Source organism: Thalassococcus sp. S3, from assembly GCF_004216475.1.
GTDB lineage: Bacteria > Pseudomonadota > Alphaproteobacteria > Rhodobacterales > Rhodobacteraceae.
On the sequence record NZ_CP022303.1, the window covers coordinates 3225729 to 3243834 of the forward strand.

At 60.1% G+C, this 18106-nt stretch carries 16 protein-coding genes; 7 read left to right on the forward strand and 9 right to left on the reverse strand.

Features of this window, described 5'->3' with window-relative positions; translation table 11 throughout:
- Positions 1 to 5: 5 nt before the first annotated feature.
- The 5 genes from CFI11_RS15885 to CFI11_RS15905 all read right to left on the reverse strand — a co-directional run bounded on the left by CFI11_RS15885 (position 6) and on the right by CFI11_RS15905 (position 6295).
- Positions 6 to 416 (reverse strand): PAAR-like domain-containing protein, encoded by a 411-nt coding sequence (locus CFI11_RS15885; RefSeq protein WP_130407653.1) that lies wholly within the window; start codon positions 414 to 416, stop codon positions 6 to 8.
- Positions 416 to 1594 (reverse strand): DUF2169 domain-containing protein, encoded by a 1179-nt coding sequence (locus CFI11_RS15890; protein WP_130407655.1) that lies wholly within the window; start codon positions 1592 to 1594, stop codon positions 416 to 418. Before CFI11_RS15890 ends, CFI11_RS15885 begins: the two co-directional genes overlap by 1 nt.
- Positions 1595 to 1600: 6 nt before the next feature.
- Entirely contained in the window at positions 1601 to 3865 is a 2265-nt protein-coding gene (locus CFI11_RS15895; protein WP_165390288.1) for a type VI secretion system Vgr family protein, read from the reverse strand.
- Positions 3866 to 4148: 283 nt separating this feature from the next.
- Positions 4149 to 5270, reverse strand: a complete 1122-nt coding sequence (locus tag CFI11_RS15900) for a DegT/DnrJ/EryC1/StrS aminotransferase family protein (RefSeq protein ID WP_130407657.1) — start codon at positions 5268 to 5270, stop codon at positions 4149 to 4151.
- Positions 5267 to 6295 (reverse strand): Gfo/Idh/MocA family protein, encoded by a 1029-nt coding sequence (locus tag CFI11_RS15905; RefSeq protein WP_217358710.1) that lies wholly within the window; start codon positions 6293 to 6295, stop codon positions 5267 to 5269. The genes CFI11_RS15900 and CFI11_RS15905 overlap by 4 nt, the downstream gene beginning before the upstream one ends.
- Before the next feature lie 520 nt (positions 6296 to 6815).
- Here CFI11_RS15905 and CFI11_RS15910 point away from each other — a divergent pair.
- Together CFI11_RS15910 and CFI11_RS15915 are read left to right on the forward strand one after the other, a co-directional pair.
- Complete coding sequence (locus CFI11_RS15910) at positions 6816 to 7613, forward strand: lytic transglycosylase domain-containing protein (protein ID WP_130407661.1); 798 nt, start codon at positions 6816 to 6818, stop codon at positions 7611 to 7613.
- 296 nt (positions 7614 to 7909) lie between these two features.
- The gene (locus CFI11_RS15915; RefSeq protein ID WP_130407663.1) at positions 7910 to 8638 is read left to right on the forward strand and encodes a hypothetical protein; all 729 of its coding nucleotides are present in this window, start codon (positions 7910 to 7912) and stop codon (positions 8636 to 8638) included.
- Positions 8639 to 8716: 78 nt separating this feature from the next.
- Here the strand turns inward: CFI11_RS15915 and CFI11_RS15920 are convergent, their stop codons facing one another.
- Complete coding sequence (locus tag CFI11_RS15920; RefSeq protein WP_130407665.1) at positions 8717 to 9460, reverse strand: DUF3445 domain-containing protein; 744 nt, start codon at positions 9458 to 9460, stop codon at positions 8717 to 8719.
- A 126-nt stretch (positions 9461 to 9586) separates the two neighbouring features.
- Between CFI11_RS15920 and dddP the strand changes: the two genes are divergently transcribed.
- The gene (dddP, locus tag CFI11_RS15925; RefSeq protein WP_130407667.1) at positions 9587 to 10927 is read left to right on the forward strand and encodes a dimethylsulfonioproprionate lyase DddP; all 1341 of its coding nucleotides are present in this window, start codon (positions 9587 to 9589) and stop codon (positions 10925 to 10927) included.
- A 114-nt stretch (positions 10928 to 11041) separates the two neighbouring features.
- On the opposite strand, the gene CFI11_RS15930 is transcribed toward dddP, so the two are convergent.
- Positions 11042 to 11851, reverse strand: a complete 810-nt coding sequence (locus tag CFI11_RS15930; protein WP_130407669.1) for a class D beta-lactamase — start codon at positions 11849 to 11851, stop codon at positions 11042 to 11044.
- 219 nt (positions 11852 to 12070) lie between these two features.
- Here CFI11_RS15930 and CFI11_RS15935 point away from each other — a divergent pair, with 219 nt between their 5' ends.
- Positions 12071 to 12991, forward strand: coding sequence for a LysR family transcriptional regulator (locus CFI11_RS15935; RefSeq protein WP_130407671.1), 921 nt, complete (start codon positions 12071 to 12073; stop codon positions 12989 to 12991).
- Between the two features lie 151 nt (positions 12992 to 13142).
- A complete protein-coding gene (locus tag CFI11_RS15940) occupies positions 13143 to 14354 on the forward strand; it encodes a bifunctional alpha/beta hydrolase/OsmC family protein (RefSeq protein WP_130407673.1) in 1212 nt (403 codons plus the stop codon).
- A gap of 124 nt (positions 14355 to 14478) precedes the next feature.
- Here the strand turns inward: CFI11_RS15940 and CFI11_RS15945 are convergent, their stop codons facing one another.
- Both CFI11_RS15945 and CFI11_RS15950 read right to left on the reverse strand, forming a co-directional pair.
- Positions 14479 to 14889, reverse strand: coding sequence for a DUF6314 family protein (locus CFI11_RS15945; protein WP_130407675.1), 411 nt, complete (start codon positions 14887 to 14889; stop codon positions 14479 to 14481).
- Positions 14886 to 15218, reverse strand: a complete 333-nt coding sequence (locus tag CFI11_RS15950) for a hypothetical protein (protein ID WP_130407677.1) — start codon at positions 15216 to 15218, stop codon at positions 14886 to 14888. Before CFI11_RS15950 ends, CFI11_RS15945 begins: the two co-directional genes overlap by 4 nt.
- Before the next feature lie 80 nt (positions 15219 to 15298).
- Between CFI11_RS15950 and purB the strand changes: the two genes are divergently transcribed.
- The gene (gene purB, locus CFI11_RS15955) at positions 15299 to 16603 is read left to right on the forward strand and encodes an adenylosuccinate lyase (protein WP_130407679.1); all 1305 of its coding nucleotides are present in this window, start codon (positions 15299 to 15301) and stop codon (positions 16601 to 16603) included.
- 407 nt (positions 16604 to 17010) lie between these two features.
- Positions 17011 to 18099, forward strand: a complete 1089-nt coding sequence (locus CFI11_RS15960) for a flagellar motor switch protein FliG (protein WP_254448937.1) — start codon at positions 17011 to 17013, stop codon at positions 18097 to 18099.
- The last annotated feature ends 7 nt before the right edge of the window (positions 18100 to 18106 follow it).

Genomic DNA, 18106 nt, shown 5'->3' on the forward strand with positions numbered 1-18106 from the left:
CTGGATCAGACGTGACCGATGGTTTTCGAAGACTTTGATCTGCGCGGCTCTTGCGGTTGGGGATCTGGATGGTTGATCCAGGCCGGATCGGCATCGCGCACCACCGCGAACCCTTCACTAAATACCGTGGGGGCGGCAGATTTCGCGTGCGCATATCCTTTGTAGCCGGCCACCTTGGCGCCCTTTTTCACGCCCGGTTCATGGCCGGTGACCGATTGCGTTCTGGAATTCAGCTGGAAATCCGGGTTCGAATTGTCACGAACGGATTTGGACACCCGGATGCTGCCGGCCAGCGTAACCATTGTCGTGTACGGGATCGGCACGACACTTTTTCCAATCGGTGTCATGCAGACATCCGGCCCGGTCGTGTGCATGATATTCGAGCCGTCCTTGCGGGCGGATATGGGATGAGACATCAGGAAACCTTCTCTTCGTCCGCCTGGTGCGGCGGATCGATCAGGGACGGGTCGCAGGACACGTCAGTTGGATGGTATCTGGACGGCGCAAGCTCCGCGCTCGCGAAGGGGCGGTAGATCTCCAGACGATTGATGCCCGGCATCGGAAAAATCGCGCGCAACATGACGAAGACCCTTGGATCCGTGCCTGCGGTCTGTCCGATATCGATAAAGACAGTATCGACGAGAAGTTCGAAATCCTCGTCCCGCCCATCCTCGTAAGCACCAAAAAGGCTAAGGCGGGGATAGTCGATCTCGAACGACCAGACGTCTTTTTCACGGTGAAGGCCTGTCAGTTCGACCTGCAGCGGCGCCTTCAGGAAGCCCTCGGCCTGCAGCTTTGGATGGGCACTGTTGTGGTAAGCGAAATCGTAGTCCGGCGCCCAGGCCGGCCAGATATTGTCGAGCCAGTTTTGATCATAGGTGCCCCCAAGCGGTCTGCGGGGAAGCCAGGCCGGCGGGATCGGGCCGAACCCCGCGGGGGCGGGCGTGTTTCCGATGCTGTCGTAAACCTCGCCCGCGGCGAGGACTTGAGGGGCCGGAACCGGCGAGATTTCATCCTCCTCCGCCCAGGCGCGCGGCACCCGACCGCAGCCGATCGGATTGCGCTCGTCATAATCTTCGGCAAGTTCTCCGGCCTCGTCGCGCCGGATCTCTGCCCCGCCAAAGGCCTGTTCATACCTCAACTCGACGGCATCGGTCTCAGCCGGGTCCGTCATCTCCCATCCCAGAACGCTGCGCGAACGGGGCGCGATGCGGGGCTCCCACTGGCGGGGGCCGCAAACCTCAAGCCAGCTTTCCACATGCAGACCAGCGCTGTCAGCGACACGGGCCCCCACCTTCCAACGCGCAGCACGGCCTAACGGCGCATAGGCGATCGCGTCAAGCGCCACATCGGTGGCCGGTTTGTAAGGAACGAAATCACTGGCATAGCGCAGCGAAGAAAAATTGAGCTCACCGTGATATTCGTCTGTCAGCACAAAAGGTTCTTGCTCACTCGACAACGGACAAGGGCCGCCCTCTTGCGGGATGTCAAACGCCAGTTTGACCATGACCACGCCAAACTCTTGCCCCGTGGCATCCAGGTTGGAGAAGCGCAGGTTCGCAAAAGGTGTGCGATTGATAAGTTCGATGGCCATCTTGGATCAGTTCAGATCAATGACTTTACCAATTTGCTGAAACGATCCCTCTGCCTCGAAATGAAAGGTCACGCCGGTGATGATGATCGTGCCATCCGATTTCATCACCATCTTCGATTTACCCACCTCAATCACGTACTCTTCCCCCACGACGAGTTTCTTGGCCTTGCCCACATTTTCGATGGCGGTCTGGCCGATATTGGTGACTTTGCTCATCCCGATCTGCTCGGCCCGCGCCACCCCGATCGTGTCGGACTTAAAGCTGCCCACGATCGTGTTCATCACGCCTGGCATCGGAAAAAGGCCCGCCGCCGCCGCACCCACACCGCTTCCGGCATCTCCCAACGCCCGCCCCGCATCGGGCCGGTTGCTGGCCCCGCCGACCACTCCGGAACGGCTTGCCAAGCCGCCCATGCCCAGAAATCCAAGCGCTGAGGAGGCCAAGGTTCCGGCAAAGGCCGTCAAAGCGGCATTCCCGCCGGCCCCTGCAATGCTGCCCGCCTCCTGCAAGAGCCCCGATGTCTGGCCCGCAAGCCCCTGAACACCGGACATGAGCGCAAAGGCCGACACGCCGGTGCCTCCCACGACCGTGTTCATCGAGCCGCCGATTTCGTGCTTCTGGTTTTGGCCGACCTCGACGGTCCGGTTTTGACCGACTGCCGACACTTCATGCCGGTCAATCCGCTTTGTGCGGTCATTTAGAACCCGCGTCGTCTGATCTTTCTGGGCATGAAAGAACATGTTCTCGACACCGTTTTCGTCCTCGAAGGTGATCTCGTTGAAGCCAGACCCTTTATGGGTGTTCGAGCGCATCACGGTCTTGGTCTTGTTGCCCGGCAAAGGATACGGCACCTTCTGGCGCTCGTTCGGAACGACGCCTGTGACCACTGGCCGATCCGGATCGCCATCAAGGTAATTCACCATGACCTCCATCCCGATCCTGGGGATGACCTGCCCGCCCCAACCGCTTCCAGCCCAGTTCTGCATCACACGGACCCAGCACGTATCCGAGCCGTCCTTGGCCGCGCGCCGATCCCATGGGAACCACAACTTGATCCGGCCGTATTCGTCGGGGTGGATCTCCTCCCCATTGGGGCCGGCGACCACCGCCACCTGCGTGCCGTCGATCCGCGGTCTTGGCGTATGACGGTGAGGTGTCGCCGGAACATCGGCTGGCAGGGCCAGAAAGCGATTGTTGTATTCAGGATGATTGCCGCCGGTCTCGTAACTGGCATCCGTCACGTCATGCTCGACCGCAAGAATGACGTGCTCGTCAAAGACGGCATCGGGATTGGCAACATCATAAGGCGTGAATTTGGAGCCGGGCGAGAGCTCTCGCACGCGAGACGCACCATCGACGCGGCGGTGATCCGCCTCGGTCGCCTGCATGCGCAACTTCGTCTGTCGCTCGACCCGGCCGGCATCGATGCCGCGGCTGGCGCGGTCTGTTCCGTAACCTCCGATGGTCTGAAACTCGTAGAGCTCGTACTCGCCATTCTTGGGCAGGCTCACAAGAGACGGCGTCGCCCCTTCCGCGGCGTCCGTTGGCGTTTCAAAGTTCCAGTCCCGCGCCGCACGCCGCCCCGGCATGTATGAAAACGATGTCTCAAATCTGCTGATATGACTGCGATCGGTCGAACCATGGGCCAGCCGAACGTCAGCCCCACCGACATATCCTGCGACATGCGAGGCGATATTCAGGACATTTTCACCACTGGTATGAGAAAAGAAGTAAAAGATGCCGTCCTCTTCCAGCCGACGCGTGAGATAGGCGAGATCGGTTTCGTTGTACTGAACGCTGTAATGCTGCGGCTGTGGCGGTTCGACAATTCCTGTCGTTACGGGCGCGGGCAAGCCATGCTCGCTCATCAGGGTTTCGCAGACCTCGACCGACGTCATGTCCTGCCAGATCCGACAATCCGACCGCTGGGACAAAAGCCAAAGCGAGGGGCGCAGCGACAACTGATACGTTCGCAGATCGTGTGTGATCTTGGGGCCGACCGTCATGCGCGTCACAAGCACATTCCACATCCGCCTTTGGCCACCAGACAGCTCAAGGCTCACATCGGCGTGCTTGCCCACCACCTCACCAGTGTCCGGGATATCGCGCTTTGCGCGAACCTGAAGGGACCCCTTGAAAAGCTCGCTGACCCCTTCCCGCAGAGATAGGCGCTCGGCCAGCAGTTCATCCTGCCCAAGCAACCCGTCTATTCTCAAAATGCGCTCGGCCTGAATAAAATCGGCAGAGACGTTCATCTGAAATCCACCCATGCAAATACACCGGTGAACATCTTATGAACAAATCTGCGCCGTGCGGAGGATTCGCTAAAGGGCGAACGATGTTCGGCAAGAAGCCGCGGGAACACCGGGGGGGCTGGTGGCGAAATGGCGCCGTAGAGGGAGGGCAGGTCTTGAACCCCTCCATCGGATAAAAGTCGGCGTGGTGGGCGGACCGTCAGGAAGAGCTGCTCTTTTGTGATCGACGCGGCCTCAACAGGCCTCAAAGCGAGGGGTAAGCCTCTTCTAACAGCCCGAAACTGACAGGCCTATGCCTCTATGACGCGACCCGTTGCTGCAGACACGATCGCACTTCGCGCCCGACCCGCTCTACGTCGTGATCGCTCAGCTCTGCATAGATCGGCAGGGCAAGGATGCGACGGCTCAGCCATTCGGTATTTGGAAGGGAGCCCCGACCTTCCGAATAGGGCCGCATCGGCGGTGTCAGATGCAAGGGCGTCGCGTAATAGGCGCGGCTGTCGATACCTTTGTCGGACAGCATAGACCGCAAAGCATCACGCCGATCGCTTAGCACAGCATAGACCGCATGCGCGTTCGTCAAACCCTTGCGGCTCTTCTGAAGCGCCACGTAATCGGAAAGCTGCGCATCATAATGCCCCGCGATTTCTGCTCGTCGCGACCGGTCCGCATCGAAGCTTGCAAGTTTGGCGAGCAGGACCGACGCCTGCATCGTGTCGAGCCTGCTGTTCATACCGTGCATCTCGTCATTGCCATGTGCGCGGATCGCCCGCATGCGCGCGGCGCGATCTGCATCCTGCGTGAACAAGGCCCCCCCATCCCCGAACGCACCAAGCGGCTTTGTGGGGTAGAAACTGGTTGCCGTCACCGGTGCGAGGCTCCCAACCGGTGCTCCCTCCAGCGCGGCCCCGAAGCTTTGGGCGGCATCCGACAGAACCTCCATCCCGTGCTCGGCGGCAATCTCCTTGAGACGCCCATATTCCGCCGGTTGACCAAAGAGGTCGACCGCCATCACCGCTCTTGGTCGGGCGTCCCCTGAAAACTCTTCGATACGACGGGCCAGATCTGCGGGGTCGAGGTTGAACGTCTCCCTATCCACGTCGCAGAAAACGGGGCGAGCGCCTGCGGAAATCACCGCACCTGCGGTGGCCACGAATGTAAAGGCCGGCAGAAACACCGCGTCTCCAGGCCCGATGCCGGCCTCGATGAGAGCAATCAGCAACGCATCCGTGCCGTTGCCTACGGTAACCGCATGATCGATGCCCGCTTTCCGGGCCAGCGCGGTTTCCAACTCTCCCACCTCCGGCCCAAGGATAAAGCCCCCATGATCGAGCACGCTTTGCAGTCGCGCGTCTATGTCAGCGCGATGGCGCACATATTGTGCCTGCACATCAAAAAGGGGGATGCGCCGCGCGGTCATGATCGGGTTCCCGTATGTCCGGTCAGCGGCAAGTCATCCATCGTCAGGCCGCTATCGCCGAATGCCGGCTGGATCATGTGGTGATCGACAATGGCCCTTTGGGCGCGAAGGCTCTCAACGATACGCTCGGCAATGATCAACGCCTCGCGACCGTCCTCTCCCGTGACCACGGGCTCGCCACCGGAGGCTACAGCTTGCAGGAAACTGGAAATCTCTGTCCTCAAGGGATCCTGGGCCCCCACTTCCCATTCGTCCACGTCAAGGCGCGGGCCGTCTTCGGTAGTGATCTTGCGAACGCAGGTCATGCGGCGTTCCAGAAGATTGGCCACAAGCATGCAGTCCGGCTGAAACACGCGCAGCTTGCGTTCCGATTTGAACGCGATCCGGCTGGCGGTGATCGTTGCGACACAGCCATTCTCGAACGCGATACGCGCGTTCACGATGTCTTCGTGATCGCTGAGCACGGGTGTGCCGACGGCATCCACCGAAACGATCGGCGCATCGACAAGCGAAGCGATGAGATCGATGTCATGGATCATCAGATCGAAAATGACGCTCACATCGGCCCCGCGTGGCTTGAAAGGTGCAATCCGCAAGGCTTCGATGAAAAGCGGTGCGGTGACCTGGTCAAACAAACCACTGTCGGCGCAAAAGAAGCGTTCAAGATGCCCGATCTGAAGAACGAGATTTGCGCTGCGTGCGCGCAGGATCAGATCATCGGCTTCGGCGATTGTCGACGTGAACGGTTTCTCGACAAGCACATGAACGCCGTGATCGAGAAAGAACCGGGCGATCTCGTAATGCGCGATGGTGGGCACGGCGATGCTCACGGCATCCACCAATCCAATCAACGCACGATAGTCCGTCAGCGCTTGGGCACCGTGTTTTGAGGCGACCTCGCCCGCTCGCGTCGCGTCGGCATCGACCACCGCGACCAGATCGGCATTTTCGCTCGCCGCATACTTCTCGGCATGGAACCGACCGAAATGCCCCACGCCGATCACCGCCGTCCGGACAACAGCCATCATAGAAACCTGCCGGTTTTAAAGGGGCTAAGAGCGGATCGGTGCGCAGTCGATCTGTCGATCAAAGCGACGTGGCCCGGCGGCACCGCCAGGCAGGTCTGTGATATCAATTCTGGATCTGGCATGAGCAGCCTTTCGATCTGAAACACAACCTTCTTGAAAACAGCGAGTATCTGGCGTCGTTGATACACTTATTTAGTAGCGCGCTGACGCAACCCCACCTTGATCCCTGTCAATCCGATTTACACATTTGCGTGTATGCAAATGCTCTGTCGAAGCGTCGGGCATTGTCTTTGCGCGCAGACCAGCCCCTGACTTGGGTAAGAACACTGGCCAGGCTAGGTCGTAGCACCAAAGTGACGCGTGCCCTGGCATCTGCCAATGCCGCACCTCAACGGTCGCATGGGTCGGCAAGGCGTCGCGCGCGTGCAGGACAGCACCTTCATTGACGCGATATTTTATTGCGGTGGGCTTCTTATTGCTTAACCTGTCAGCATTTAGACACCCAAAGGACCTTTCCATGTACCGCATTCTATCCGGCACTCTTCTTGGGCTCATGCTCTCGACTTCTGGTGTTTATGCAGCCACTTGCGGCAACACATCCGCGGGGTTCGACCAGTGGAAGGCCGCATTTGCGCGAGAGGCTCAGCAAGCGGGCGTTGGGCAACGCGGCCTGCAGGCCCTCGCCCAGTCACAATATGCGTCCCGCACGATTGCAGCGGATCGCAATCAAAAGTCATTCAGGTATTCCCTGCAGAAATTCATGCAGGTGCGCGGGTCCGAGACGATCATCGCGCAGGGCCGCAAACGCAAAGCCCGTAACGCCAATTTCTATGCCGCTCTCGAACGGCAATACGGCGTTCCGGCGGGCGTGATCATCGCAATCCACGGGATGGAAACCGGCTTTGGCGGCTTTATGGGTGACAGTTCGGTCGTCTCGGCCATCGTCACCCTGACCTATGATTGCCGGCGGTCCGATTTCTTCAAACCACATGCGATTGGTGCATTGAAACTGGTGGACCAGGGCGCGATCACCGGTCAGACTCGCGGCGCCAAGCACGGGGAACTTGGCCACACCCAGTTTCTGCCGGGCAACGCGCTGCGATACGGGGTAGACGCCGACGGCAACGGGCGCGTCGATTTTTACAGTCAAAGCGATGCGCTTGCCTCCACCGCGAATTTCCTGCGCCAAAAAGGATGGCGCCCCGGTGCCGGCTATCAGGAAGGTCAGCCGAATTTTGCGGTAATCAAGCAGTGGAACGCTGCCGGCGTTTATCAAAAAGCCATCGCGATCATGGCCGCCCGGATCGACAGCTAGGGCTCAAGATCCCAAAGATGCCCCGCCGGTCCATCTTTTGTTTCCGGTGACGAACCAACCCGACAGATCCCAAGCAATCTGTGCTTAATCGCTGCGCAGTTACATCATTCCGGCGTTATCGCGCCCCGCCTACGCCTTATTTGAGGGTCAATGGTTCGCCTTTCACGCGAATTGCTTAGAAAACGAGCACCGCAAAAAGTGTTGAAAGCCGCAGCAAAACACAAATTCCGGCGCATTGTGTCCAGATTTGACGCGCAATCTTGTTCACATCGAAACCATTTTCGGAGACTGGGCAGATGTCTCAGACAGGACAATTTCACGGCGGGCTCGTCTTTACCGCATCACAGGACCATTCCGTTCTGACCTTCAGCCAAAGCGTGCGCGAGACGCTGCTTGATTACGGCTATCACGTCGATCGGCAAACCCGTGTCGATCACGAGCGGGTCAGGCTCACCTGTGCTCGCTACCAGATCAAGATCAGCTACCGCGAAGACGGGCCAGAGGCGATGCGTCTTGGTCTTGTTGTGTGCCCGATCGACGAAGCCTCCGATGAGGAGGCAAAGCATCTCCTCGCGCTGATGCTTCACCGCATAACGGCAACGCATCAACCGGACCACGTGGAATGGCTCTGCTCGGATGCGCCTCCGATGCTGCAGCATCGACGGCGCACGCTGAACGGACATGGGATCAGCCCGTTTGCCCGTCCCCCCGCGCACCGCACACCGTCCGAGCGGCGCCCGTCCAAGCCGGTCACGCTGACAGAACAGTCCGACCTTGCGATGGCCTTCCGCTCACGTCCGACCGCGATTGACCCGCTGGGCAACCTGCATCAGATCGCTGTTTGGGGCATCACCGGGGTGGTGGCCACCCTCTCTGCCCCCATTGCAATCGCCCTTGTTGCATTCAACCTCTTCCTGGGTGGATCCATCCCGGTCAACACAGGGGTGCTGGCAACGACAGCGGCAGCAATCTTCACTCAACCGTCCGGCGCTGCAGCAGATGTTCTCTCCATCTGGCCTTTTTAAGTAGCGGCACGCCCTCCGAACGGAATATGCAGCCCTCCGGCAGATCGTTGCCGGAGGGCTCGCGCGTATGCCCTGCCGTCATTCAGGCACGTCTTCGGCCGCAAGCACGTAGGTGTGGATCGCAAAGATCACCGCCCCGCTCTGCGGCAGACGCACGATGGATTGACGTTCGCTGCGTAGAAACGGTGCATCTGTCGCACCCGCCTCGATCCGCCTTGGTTCGACTGCGGATCTTGGCTGGTAAAGCTCGGGGTCGGCATACCAAAGCCTGTTGAACCGCCACAACGGCCGCCCCACTCTGACCCCATCGAAAAGGCGCTGAACGCGGCGCGCGATGTCCTCGTCATAGTCCTGAACTTCCTCGTGGATGGAGATCAACGGGCGCATCGCCTTTTCCGCCAGGCGCCAGCTTGCCGGGAAACACAAAACCGCGCCGGTGAGCACGTGTTCGGCGCCGCGCTTTTCCATCAGACACAGATCCTCCTGCACCAGATGACCCAGTGTTCCCAGCGGATCCGACGGGCTCACCTCGACCACACCACCATCCGGTCGGGTCACGCGTCTATCGTCCACCTGAAAGCCAAGTCCCGGCAGCAGCGCCAGCACAGTCTCAAGCAGTTCCTGTGCGGCTGGCCTTGCGGCTTCATCGAGGAAAAGAACCTCTTCGCGCTGCTCTCTCAACAAGATCTCGCGGCGGGCCATCTGCGCGGCAAAAGCATCGTCAACCGTGATCCACCCCTCGGCTGGCAGCGGTGCGACACCCGGCAATGCGCGATGGACGCGCATATCCTGCGGTAACTCGCGCTGCAAGATTACGACCATCTCTGTCGCTCCCGTCCCATTGCGGCAGAACCACACTCAAAAACGACCATGAAACACGTCGGTTTCTGACGAATTCTGCAAATCCCCTCGCGTCATCATGAGACCAATTGACAGCGGAGACCAGAGATGAACCAGCACTATCGCGACACCCGCAAAATAGATCCCGCCCGTGGCGCGGTGCTGGGCGACGGCACACCGAATATCGGCGATCGGGTCGAGATCGGTCCGACCCGGCTGGCTTTCGCAGAATGGGAGGCCGCCGGTCTGACGCTGCCCAATCTGAAAGAGATGAGAGAGTATCGCTGGCACCGCCTGACACAGCACATCGTGGATCGGGACTATGGCGGCCTGTTGATGTTTGATCCGCTGAACATTCGCTATGCCACCGACTCCACCAACATGCAGATTTGGAACATGCATAACCCGTTCCGGGCCGTTTTGCTGTGCGCGGACGGCTATATGGTGATGTGGGATTACAAGAACTCGCCCTTTCTCAGCGAGTTCAATCCGCTGGTCCGCGAACAGCGTTCCGGCGCATCGATGTTTTACTTCTCGACCGGCGACAAGACCGCCGATGCCGCACGCGCCTTCGCGGGTGAGGTGGCGGAGGTGTTGCGCGAACATGGCGGCGCGAATACGCGGCTCGCCGTCGACAAGATCATGGTCCATGGGCTCAAAGCACTTGAGGCCCAGGGGCTTGACGTCGTGGAGGGTGAGGAACTGACAGAACACGCTCGCGCGGTGAAAGGCCCGGACGAGATCCACGCGATGCGCTGCGCATCACATGCCTGCGAGACGGCGGTGTTCGCGATGGAAGAGTTCGCCCGCGCACATGTGGGAGATGGCACGACGTCCGAAAATGACATCTGGGCGGTGCTGCATGCCGAAAACGTCAAACGCGGCGGCGAGTGGATCGAGACCCGCCTCCTGGCCTCTGGTCCCCGGTCCAATCCATGGTTTCAGGAATGCGGCCCCCGCATTCCCGGGCGCAATGAGATCATCGCCTTCGACACGGATCTTGTCGGCGCTTACGGGATCTGCATCGACATTTCGCGAACATGGTGGATCGGTGATCGTCCTCCTCGTCCCGATATGATCGAGGCGATGCAGATCGGCCATGAGCATATCATGACCAATATGGAGATGCTGAGGCCCGGTGTCAGGATCGAAGATCTGAGCCGGAATACGCATGTGCTACCGGAGAAGTATCAAAAACAGAAATATTCCTGCCTGATGCATGGTGTGGGTCTGTGCGATGAATGGCCCCTTGTGGCCTATCCTGATCACGCGGTGCCCGGCGCCTTCGATCACGTGCTCCAGGAGGGCATGGTGCTGTGTGTCGAGGCGCTGATCAGTGAAGAAGGCAAAGACTTCTCGATCAAGCTGGAAGATCAGGTCTTGATCACCGCGGACGGATACGAAAACCTGACACGCTATCCGTTTGACCCCGCGCTGATGGGTAACTGACACCGGCGTTTTGTCGGCAATCTGAGTGCAACCCGCGAACACTGCAAATGCCCGGCGGAATGCGCCGGGCAAGGCTGGCTCGCAACGCCGTTTTGAACGACGCGCGCAGTGCTCCTATTGCGTGGGAAGAACGCCAAGCTCCCGCAAGACGCTGAGCGTGACGCCCTGGCGATGGTGAATGTCCTCCCGTCCGCGCATATCCATATTGTAGGCGAAAAGATAAACCTCGCCTGCCCGTTCGACCCAGCCCGCATACCAGCCGATGTCGACGGCATTTCTGTTGAAGTTCCAACCGGTTTTTGCGTAGAGAGCCCAATCGCCGCCCGCTTCTTCCAGCATGATGATGCGGGCCGCGGTGTAGGTGTCATCGGCCAGCGGCAGCTTTCGTGCCGCGACCTGGGCGAGAAAGTCGATCTGTTCGTTCGCGCTGATGGCCAATGGTCCGCGCAGCCAGTACTCGGTCACGTTTTCCGGCGCCCCGATCTCGGCATTGCCGTATTGGAAAACCTCCAGCCATTGGGACATCTTTTCGGGTCCAAGATCCCTTGCGATCTGCTGGTAAACCCACACCACCGAGCGGCGGAAGGCAGTGGCGAGTGTCTGGTCACGATTCCAGGCATCCAACCAACGCTCTTTGCCGTCCCATGTGAATTGTGTCGTTGGCGTCGCATATCCCGTTTCAAGCGCGATCAGCGTGTGCGGGATTTTCGACGTCGATGCCGGGCGGAAACGTTCATCGGCCCGTTCGGGATTGCTGGTCCATGTCATCCCGTCCGACATCCTTCGAACGACGATCACCGAATGTTCGGGATCGACGCCCGCATCGGCCACGTAGCGTGCCACCTGATCCTGATCCGCGTGCGCCTGCACTGCCATAACGGCACAGAATGTTGCGATCAGGCTGGCCCGTCTTGTTAGTCTCATGCCTTTGCCTCCGTTTTTTTAAAACCTGTTCCTCCGCTTGCGTTTCATCACAAGCGGTTCTGTGTGGGTGCCGACGAAACCGGCGTGTCCTACCTGTCGGAGTGTCGAATTGCGCAACCCAAGGCTTGCGATGCATTCGATTTTGTTATGCGACCGATGTAATTCGGCGCGCTTTAGCGCACAAACGATCAAATCTAAGCACTTGCATGAAGAAAACTTATGGATCGCCCCCAACTTCCCCTCAATGCGCTCCGCGTCTTCGAGGCCGCCGCCCGGCATCTCAGTTTCACCCAGGCAGCGTTGGAGCTTTGCGTGACACAAACCGCTGTGAGCCATCAGATCAAGAACCTCGAAAGTCGGCTGGGCGTCACCCTGTTTCGAAGAGTGCCGCGAGGGCTGGTGCTGACCGATGAAGGGCGCGCGCTGGTCCCGGTTCTCAGCACGGCTTTCGACCAGGTGGGTGACGTGCTTGACCGGTTTCTCGACGGGCGATACCGCGAAACCCTGCATGTGGGCGTCGTTTCGACGTTTGCGACCGGCTGGCTCTTGCCCCGCATGCCCGATTTCACGGCGCAGCATCCCGGCATCGATCTGAGGGTGTCGACCAATAACAACCGTGTCGATATCGCAAGGGAGGGTCTGGATATGGCAATCCGGTTCGGCGATGGCACCTGGCCCGGCATCGAGGCGGTGCCGCTTATCGAAACCCCTCTCAGCCCCCTTTGCGCGCCGGACTGCCCGCTGACCACGCCGGCGGATCTGGCCGGACATATGCTTTTGCGCTCCTACCGAAGTGGAGAATGGGAAAGCTGGTTCGCCGATCAGGGTCTGACCTGCCCCGACTTGCGCGGTCCCATCTTCGATAATTCTCTGGCCATGGCCGACATGGCGGCACGAGGCTTTGGGATCGCGCTCCTGCCCGTGGCGATGTTTGCGCATGAAATCGCAACGGGCCGCGTTGTCCGCCCTTTCGCCCATACCATTACGATCGGCCGGTATTGGCTCACCCGCCTGAAATCCCGGCCGGTCAGCCCGGCGATGAAGCTTTTCGAAAGCTGGCTTGTGGGCGGTTTGACACAGTCAGGGGTCTTTGCCGACCAAAGCGAGCGAGGCCGCCCCGGAGTTCTCAGCGATCCCTAGCGAGGAACGTCCATCGCTTGGCTGATTTATCATGGATGCAAATCGCCTTCACTCAGCCTCGCCTCGATGCACGGTACCGTGAAAGACGTGTCACACACCTTGGCAGCGTCCGCGCGACAACCCAATCTGGTGGCAACTGAAAGGACGCTTCATGCCCACCGAACGCATCACATTCCCCGGCCACGATGGCGGGCAACTTGCTGCCCGCTTGGATCTACCGAATGGCCCGGTTTTGGCCACGGCTCTGTTTGCCCACTGCTTTACCTGTTCAAAGGATATCCCGGCTGCACGGCGCATTGCGGGGCGTCTGGCCTCTATGGGGATTGCCGTTTTGCGTTTCGACTTCACCGGTCTGGGTCATTCCGAGGGAGAGTTTGCCAACACCTCCTTTACCTCGAACGTGGAAGACCTGATCGCCGCCTGTCGCTATCTCGACGGCCGCGATCTTGGGCCGAGCCTTCTGATCGGGCATTCTCTGGGCGGTGCCGCCGTCTTGAAGGCAACCGCTCGACTGGATCAGATCAAGGCCGTGGTGACGCTTGGCGCGCCCTTCGATCCCTCCCATGTCACCCATAACTTCGCCGATGCTTTGCCCGAAATCATTGAAAAGGGCATTGCCGAAGTTCAGCTTGGCGGTCGCCCCTTCCAGATCGGCAAGACGTTTCTGGACGATATCGCACGCGGCCAGCTCACACCCGCGATCGGAAGCCTGAAAGCGGCCCTGCTGGTGTTGCATGCGCCCCGGGACGAGACCGTCAGCATCGACAATGCCAGCGAAATCTTCCTCGCGGCCAAGCACCCCAAAAGCTTCGTCACGCTCGACGATGCGGATCACCTGATCACCCGGGCAAAGGATGCCGAATACGCCGCCGATGTGATCGCGGCGTGGGTGGGTCGATACATCGATCTGACACAACCCGCTCCACCGCCCGGAGCGCCCGAAGGGGTCGTGCGTGTGACCGAGGCGGACCCGAATGGTTTTCTTCAGGACATCAATGCGGGCCCCGATCATCACCTTCTCGCCGATGAACCGATGGCCTATGGCGGCACCAACCAGGGATTGACCCCTTACGGTCTGGTCTCGGCCGGTCTGGGTGCCTGCACCTCCATGACCATCCGCATGTATGCCCGCCGCAAAGGCTGGCCTTTGACTTGTGTGAGCGTGGATATCACCCACGACAAGGTCCATGCGCAGGATGCAGAGCCTGGCAGCACCAGCAAAGTCGACGTCTATCACAGGCTGGTCCGCCTGGGCGGGGATCTCAGCGAAGATCAGCGCAAGAGGTTGCTGGAGATCGCTGACAAATGCCCTGTGCACCGCAGCCTTGAAAAAGGGGCCCAGGTCCACACTCAACTGGCGTGATCGACTGAAGGCCAACCGAAAAGCATGACGCCCGACGTCTGTACGTCAGAAGCGCGCTTTTTGATCAGAATGCCTCCGGTGACCCTTCGGATCACCCGTACGGCGCCGGTTGACGCATCACCCCTTACGCGCGGATATACCTTGTCTCCATGATGTAGTCCTTGCGTGGACCCTGCACGGTCCAGATAGCGCGCCAGCTTGGCCAGTCCTCGAAAGCGTAGTGAACATCGTAGATGTCGGGATCACAAAGATGGCGGTCCACGCTCTCGGCCGCGCCCAGTGCGATGCGGTGAAACGCGCGCGCATCGTCGAAGAAGACCGAGATCCCCGCCTCTTCGGCGCGCCAGAGATATCGGCGATACCCCGTGATCGGAGCTTGGTCCGGCAGATGCATCGTGACGTGTTCCGTCCAAACGCCCTCGACCAGTTCAGCTCTGCCTTCGGCTGAAATAACATGACCCGCCTGACGGTCATCTATGCGGCGGGACAACGTCCAGCCACCGCAGAAATCATCAAGGCACATCGGCCCGCTCACTCCGCGTAAACTCCTTGGATCACATCGCCCGACGCGCCGACAAAGCGCAGCTTGTCGCCGGACCGCTCCAGCGCGTAACAGGCCCAAAGGTCAGAAGGCGGCCATGTGCTACAGTATCTGTCCCCCTCGACCCGCCAATACCCCCAGCTGTCCTCGCCCGCGCTATAAAGCGTCCGCCCCGAGGGAAGAAACTCCTGCCGCGCGCCGTTGTCGTAGATCAGCGTGCGTGCCTCCAGAGCGCTGCGCACCTCATCACCGGTCAGCGGCAGCCAGCTTTCCGCAAAAGCCATGGCCGGCATCATCATCGCAGCCAAAGCAATCCGTCGCATTCAATCCTCTCGCCTTGCCGCCCGGGTGGAGCGGGTTTAAGACCCGCCCTGTCTGAAACCATAAAAAGGCGCCCCTGCCAATGATCCCCCGCTATTCCCGCCCTGAAATGGTTGCGATCTGGAGCCCGGAAACGAAGTTCCGGATCTGGTACGAGATCGAGGCCCATGCCTGCGACGCGATGGCCGATCTGGGCGTGATCCCGCGCGAAAATGCAGAGGCGGTGTGGAAAGCCAAGGACGTGGAATTCGACGTGGCCCGGATCGACGAGATCGAAGCGGTGACCAAACACGACGTGATCGCATTCCTCACCCATCTGGCCGAACATGTGGGCAGCGAGGAGGCGCGCTTTGTCCATCAGGGTATGACGAGCTCGGATGTTCTGGACACCTGTTTCAACGTTCAGCTCGTACGCGCCGCCGACATATTGATCCAGGATGTCAAAGACTTGCTCGCCGCGCTTAAACGGCGCGCATATGAGCATAAGGACACCGTGCGTATCGGACGCAGCCACGGCATCCATGCCGAACCCACCACGATGGGCCTGACCTTCGCCCGTTTTTATGCCGAGATGGACCGCAACCTGAACCGCCTTGAAAAAGCGCGCTACGAGGTCGCCACCGGCGCCATCAGCGGCGCCGTGGGCACCTTTGCCAACATCGACCCGCGCGTCGAGGAACATGTCTGCGCCAAGCTGGGGCTGGAGCCGGAACCGATCTCGACCCAGGTCATCCCGCGGGATCGTCATGCGGCGTTTTTCGCGGCTCTGGGGGTTGTGGCCTCCTCCATCGAGAACATCGCCGTCGAGATCCGCCACACGCAGCGTACCGAAGTGTTGGAGGCAGAGGAATTCTTCTCGAAAGGCCAAAAGGGCTCAAGCGCGATGCCACACAAGCGCAACCCGGTGCTGACCGAGAACCTGACGGGCCTCGCCCGCCTTGTCCGCATGGCCGTTGTTCCGGCGATGGAGAACGTAGCGCTCTGGCACGAGCGCGATATCTCGCATTCCTCGGTGGAGCGGAATATCGGACCCGACGCCACCGTGACCCTCGACTTCGCGCTGGCGCGGCTGACCAGCGTGATCGACAAGCTGGTCGTCTATCCTGAAAATATGCTGGCCAACATGAACAAGTTTCGCGGGCTGGTGATGAGCCAACGGGTCTTGCTGGCCCTGACCCAAGCCGGGGTTAGCCGGGAAGATGCCTATAAACTGGTTCAACGCAACGCGATGAAGGTCTGGGAAGAAGGCAAGGACTTCAAAACGGAGCTTCTGGGCGACGCCGATGTGACCGCGGCGCTGAGCACCGAAGAGATCGAGGAGAAATTCGATCTTGGCTATCACACCAAACACGTGGACACAATTTTCGCCAGAGTTTTCAAAGACTAGGGCGGCATTCTCAAGCCAGCTCCGAGCTATGCCGTCGAACGGCATGGTTCGGATGCAAACAGTCCAACCGCGCCTTGCGGCCAGCTGCCTGGCCTCGCTTTTGCGGTGGGCGGTGCCTCGGTTTCGAAAACCACAAAAAGCACCGGGGCCTGCAAGACGATACCGATGCGGGTGTGTGACCCCGCCGGGCAACCCGCTGGATGCGGATAGAGACTGCGGCACGTGAAAGGGCTCAGCTGTGTCTCTGGTCACGACGGCGCTTCGGAGAACCCGTCCGGCTGCCGCGAACAGGCGCTTTCCAGCACCGTTGATACCCGCGTGACCTATCATGGCTGAATTGAGGGTTTCTTTACGTCTGCCCGTGTAACTTCGACAAGCAAAAGCTTGGCAAGAGGGAGCGCAGGCAAGTGACGACACTCACGCCCGTTTCGAAGATACAGATCGCCAAAGTTCCGGCGGAGACGCAAGAGGCAGCAAAGCTTGTCCCCAGAAAGCTTGGGCGCAGGGCAAAGGCCGCCGTGGTTGTCCGACTTCTCCTGAACGAGGGGGCAGACATCCCGCTTGAAGCTTTGCCGGACGATCTGCAGGCACATCTGACGGAACAGATGGGTGCGATGGGCCTTGTGGATCGCGCAACACTTGCGTCGGTGATCGAAGAGTTTTCCGATGAGCTTGCTAGTGTTGGCCTGTCTTTTCCAAAAGGACTGGCGGGCGCCCTCAGTGCCCTTGACGGCAAGCTCAGCCCCCAGACAGCCGCGCGCCTCCGAAAGGAAGCGGGGGTGCGGCAATCGGGTGATCCCTGGGCGCGTATCCGGAGCGCCGACCTGGATGACTTGCTGGAAATCGTCGAAGCCGAAAGTACCGAGATTGCCGCCGTGATGCTGTCAAAGCTCGACGTCGGCAAGGCGGCGGAGTTGCTGGGCCGCCTGCCGGGCCCGAAGGCACGCCGCATCACCTACGCCGTCTCCCAGACCGAAGAGGTCACGCCGGAGGCTGTGGACAGGATCGGATTGTCTCTGGCAAGTCAACTGGATATGCGTCCGATCCTCGCGTTCGAGGATGGTCCCGTGCAGCGGGTGGGTGCAATCCTCAATTGCTCTGCCGCCGCCACGCGCGACGATGTGCTGGACGGGCTGGACGAAACCGACAGTAGCTTTGCAGATGCCGTCCGAAAGGCGATTTTCACGTTTGCCCATATCCCGCACCGTGTTCTGACACGCGATGTGCCTCGCGTCGTACGCGACATCGATCAGGCGGTTCTGGTCACCGCTCTCGCCGGATCGACGGAAGAGGAGGACAAGGCCGCTGCCGACTTCGTGCTCAGCAATATGTCGTCGCGCTTGGCCGAAAGCCTGCGCGAAGAGATGGCAGAACGAGGCAAGGTGAAACTCAAGGACGCCGATGCCGCCCGCACCGCGATTGTCGCCGCGATCCGGACGCTGGAGACAGCCGGCGACCTCACGCTAATCGTTCCCGAAGACGATGACGAGGCGTGATCCTGAC

Excerpts from the sequence above, each read along its gene's own strand:
- CFI11_RS15885 (WP_130407653.1), bottom strand. The coding sequence starts at position 416 with ATGTCTCATCCCATATCCGCCCGCAAGGACGGCTCGAATATCATGCAC.
- CFI11_RS15890 (WP_130407655.1), bottom strand. The coding sequence starts at position 1,594 with ATGGCCATCGAACTTATCAATCGCACACCTTTTGCGAACCTGCGCTTC.
- CFI11_RS15895 (WP_165390288.1), bottom strand. The coding sequence starts at position 3,865 with ATGGGTGGATTTCAGATGAACGTCTCTGCCGATTTTATTCAGGCCGAG.
- CFI11_RS15900 (WP_130407657.1), bottom strand. The coding sequence starts at position 5,270 with ATGACCGCGCGGCGCATCCCCCTTTTTGATGTGCAGGCACAATATGTG.
- CFI11_RS15905 (WP_217358710.1), bottom strand. The coding sequence starts at position 6,295 with ATGGCTGTTGTCCGGACGGCGGTGATCGGCGTGGGGCATTTCGGTCGG.
- CFI11_RS15910 (WP_130407661.1), top strand. The coding sequence starts at position 6,816 with ATGTACCGCATTCTATCCGGCACTCTTCTTGGGCTCATGCTCTCGACT.
- CFI11_RS15915 (WP_130407663.1), top strand. The coding sequence starts at position 7,910 with ATGTCTCAGACAGGACAATTTCACGGCGGGCTCGTCTTTACCGCATCA.
- CFI11_RS15920 (WP_130407665.1), bottom strand. The coding sequence starts at position 9,460 with ATGGTCGTAATCTTGCAGCGCGAGTTACCGCAGGATATGCGCGTCCAT.
- dddP (WP_130407667.1), top strand. The coding sequence starts at position 9,587 with ATGAACCAGCACTATCGCGACACCCGCAAAATAGATCCCGCCCGTGGC.
- CFI11_RS15930 (WP_130407669.1), bottom strand. The coding sequence starts at position 11,851 with ATGAGACTAACAAGACGGGCCAGCCTGATCGCAACATTCTGTGCCGTT.
- CFI11_RS15935 (WP_130407671.1), top strand. The coding sequence starts at position 12,071 with ATGGATCGCCCCCAACTTCCCCTCAATGCGCTCCGCGTCTTCGAGGCC.
- CFI11_RS15940 (WP_130407673.1), top strand. The coding sequence starts at position 13,143 with ATGCCCACCGAACGCATCACATTCCCCGGCCACGATGGCGGGCAACTT.
- CFI11_RS15950 (WP_130407677.1), bottom strand. The coding sequence starts at position 15,218 with ATGCGACGGATTGCTTTGGCTGCGATGATGATGCCGGCCATGGCTTTT.
- purB (WP_130407679.1), top strand. The coding sequence starts at position 15,299 with ATGATCCCCCGCTATTCCCGCCCTGAAATGGTTGCGATCTGGAGCCCG.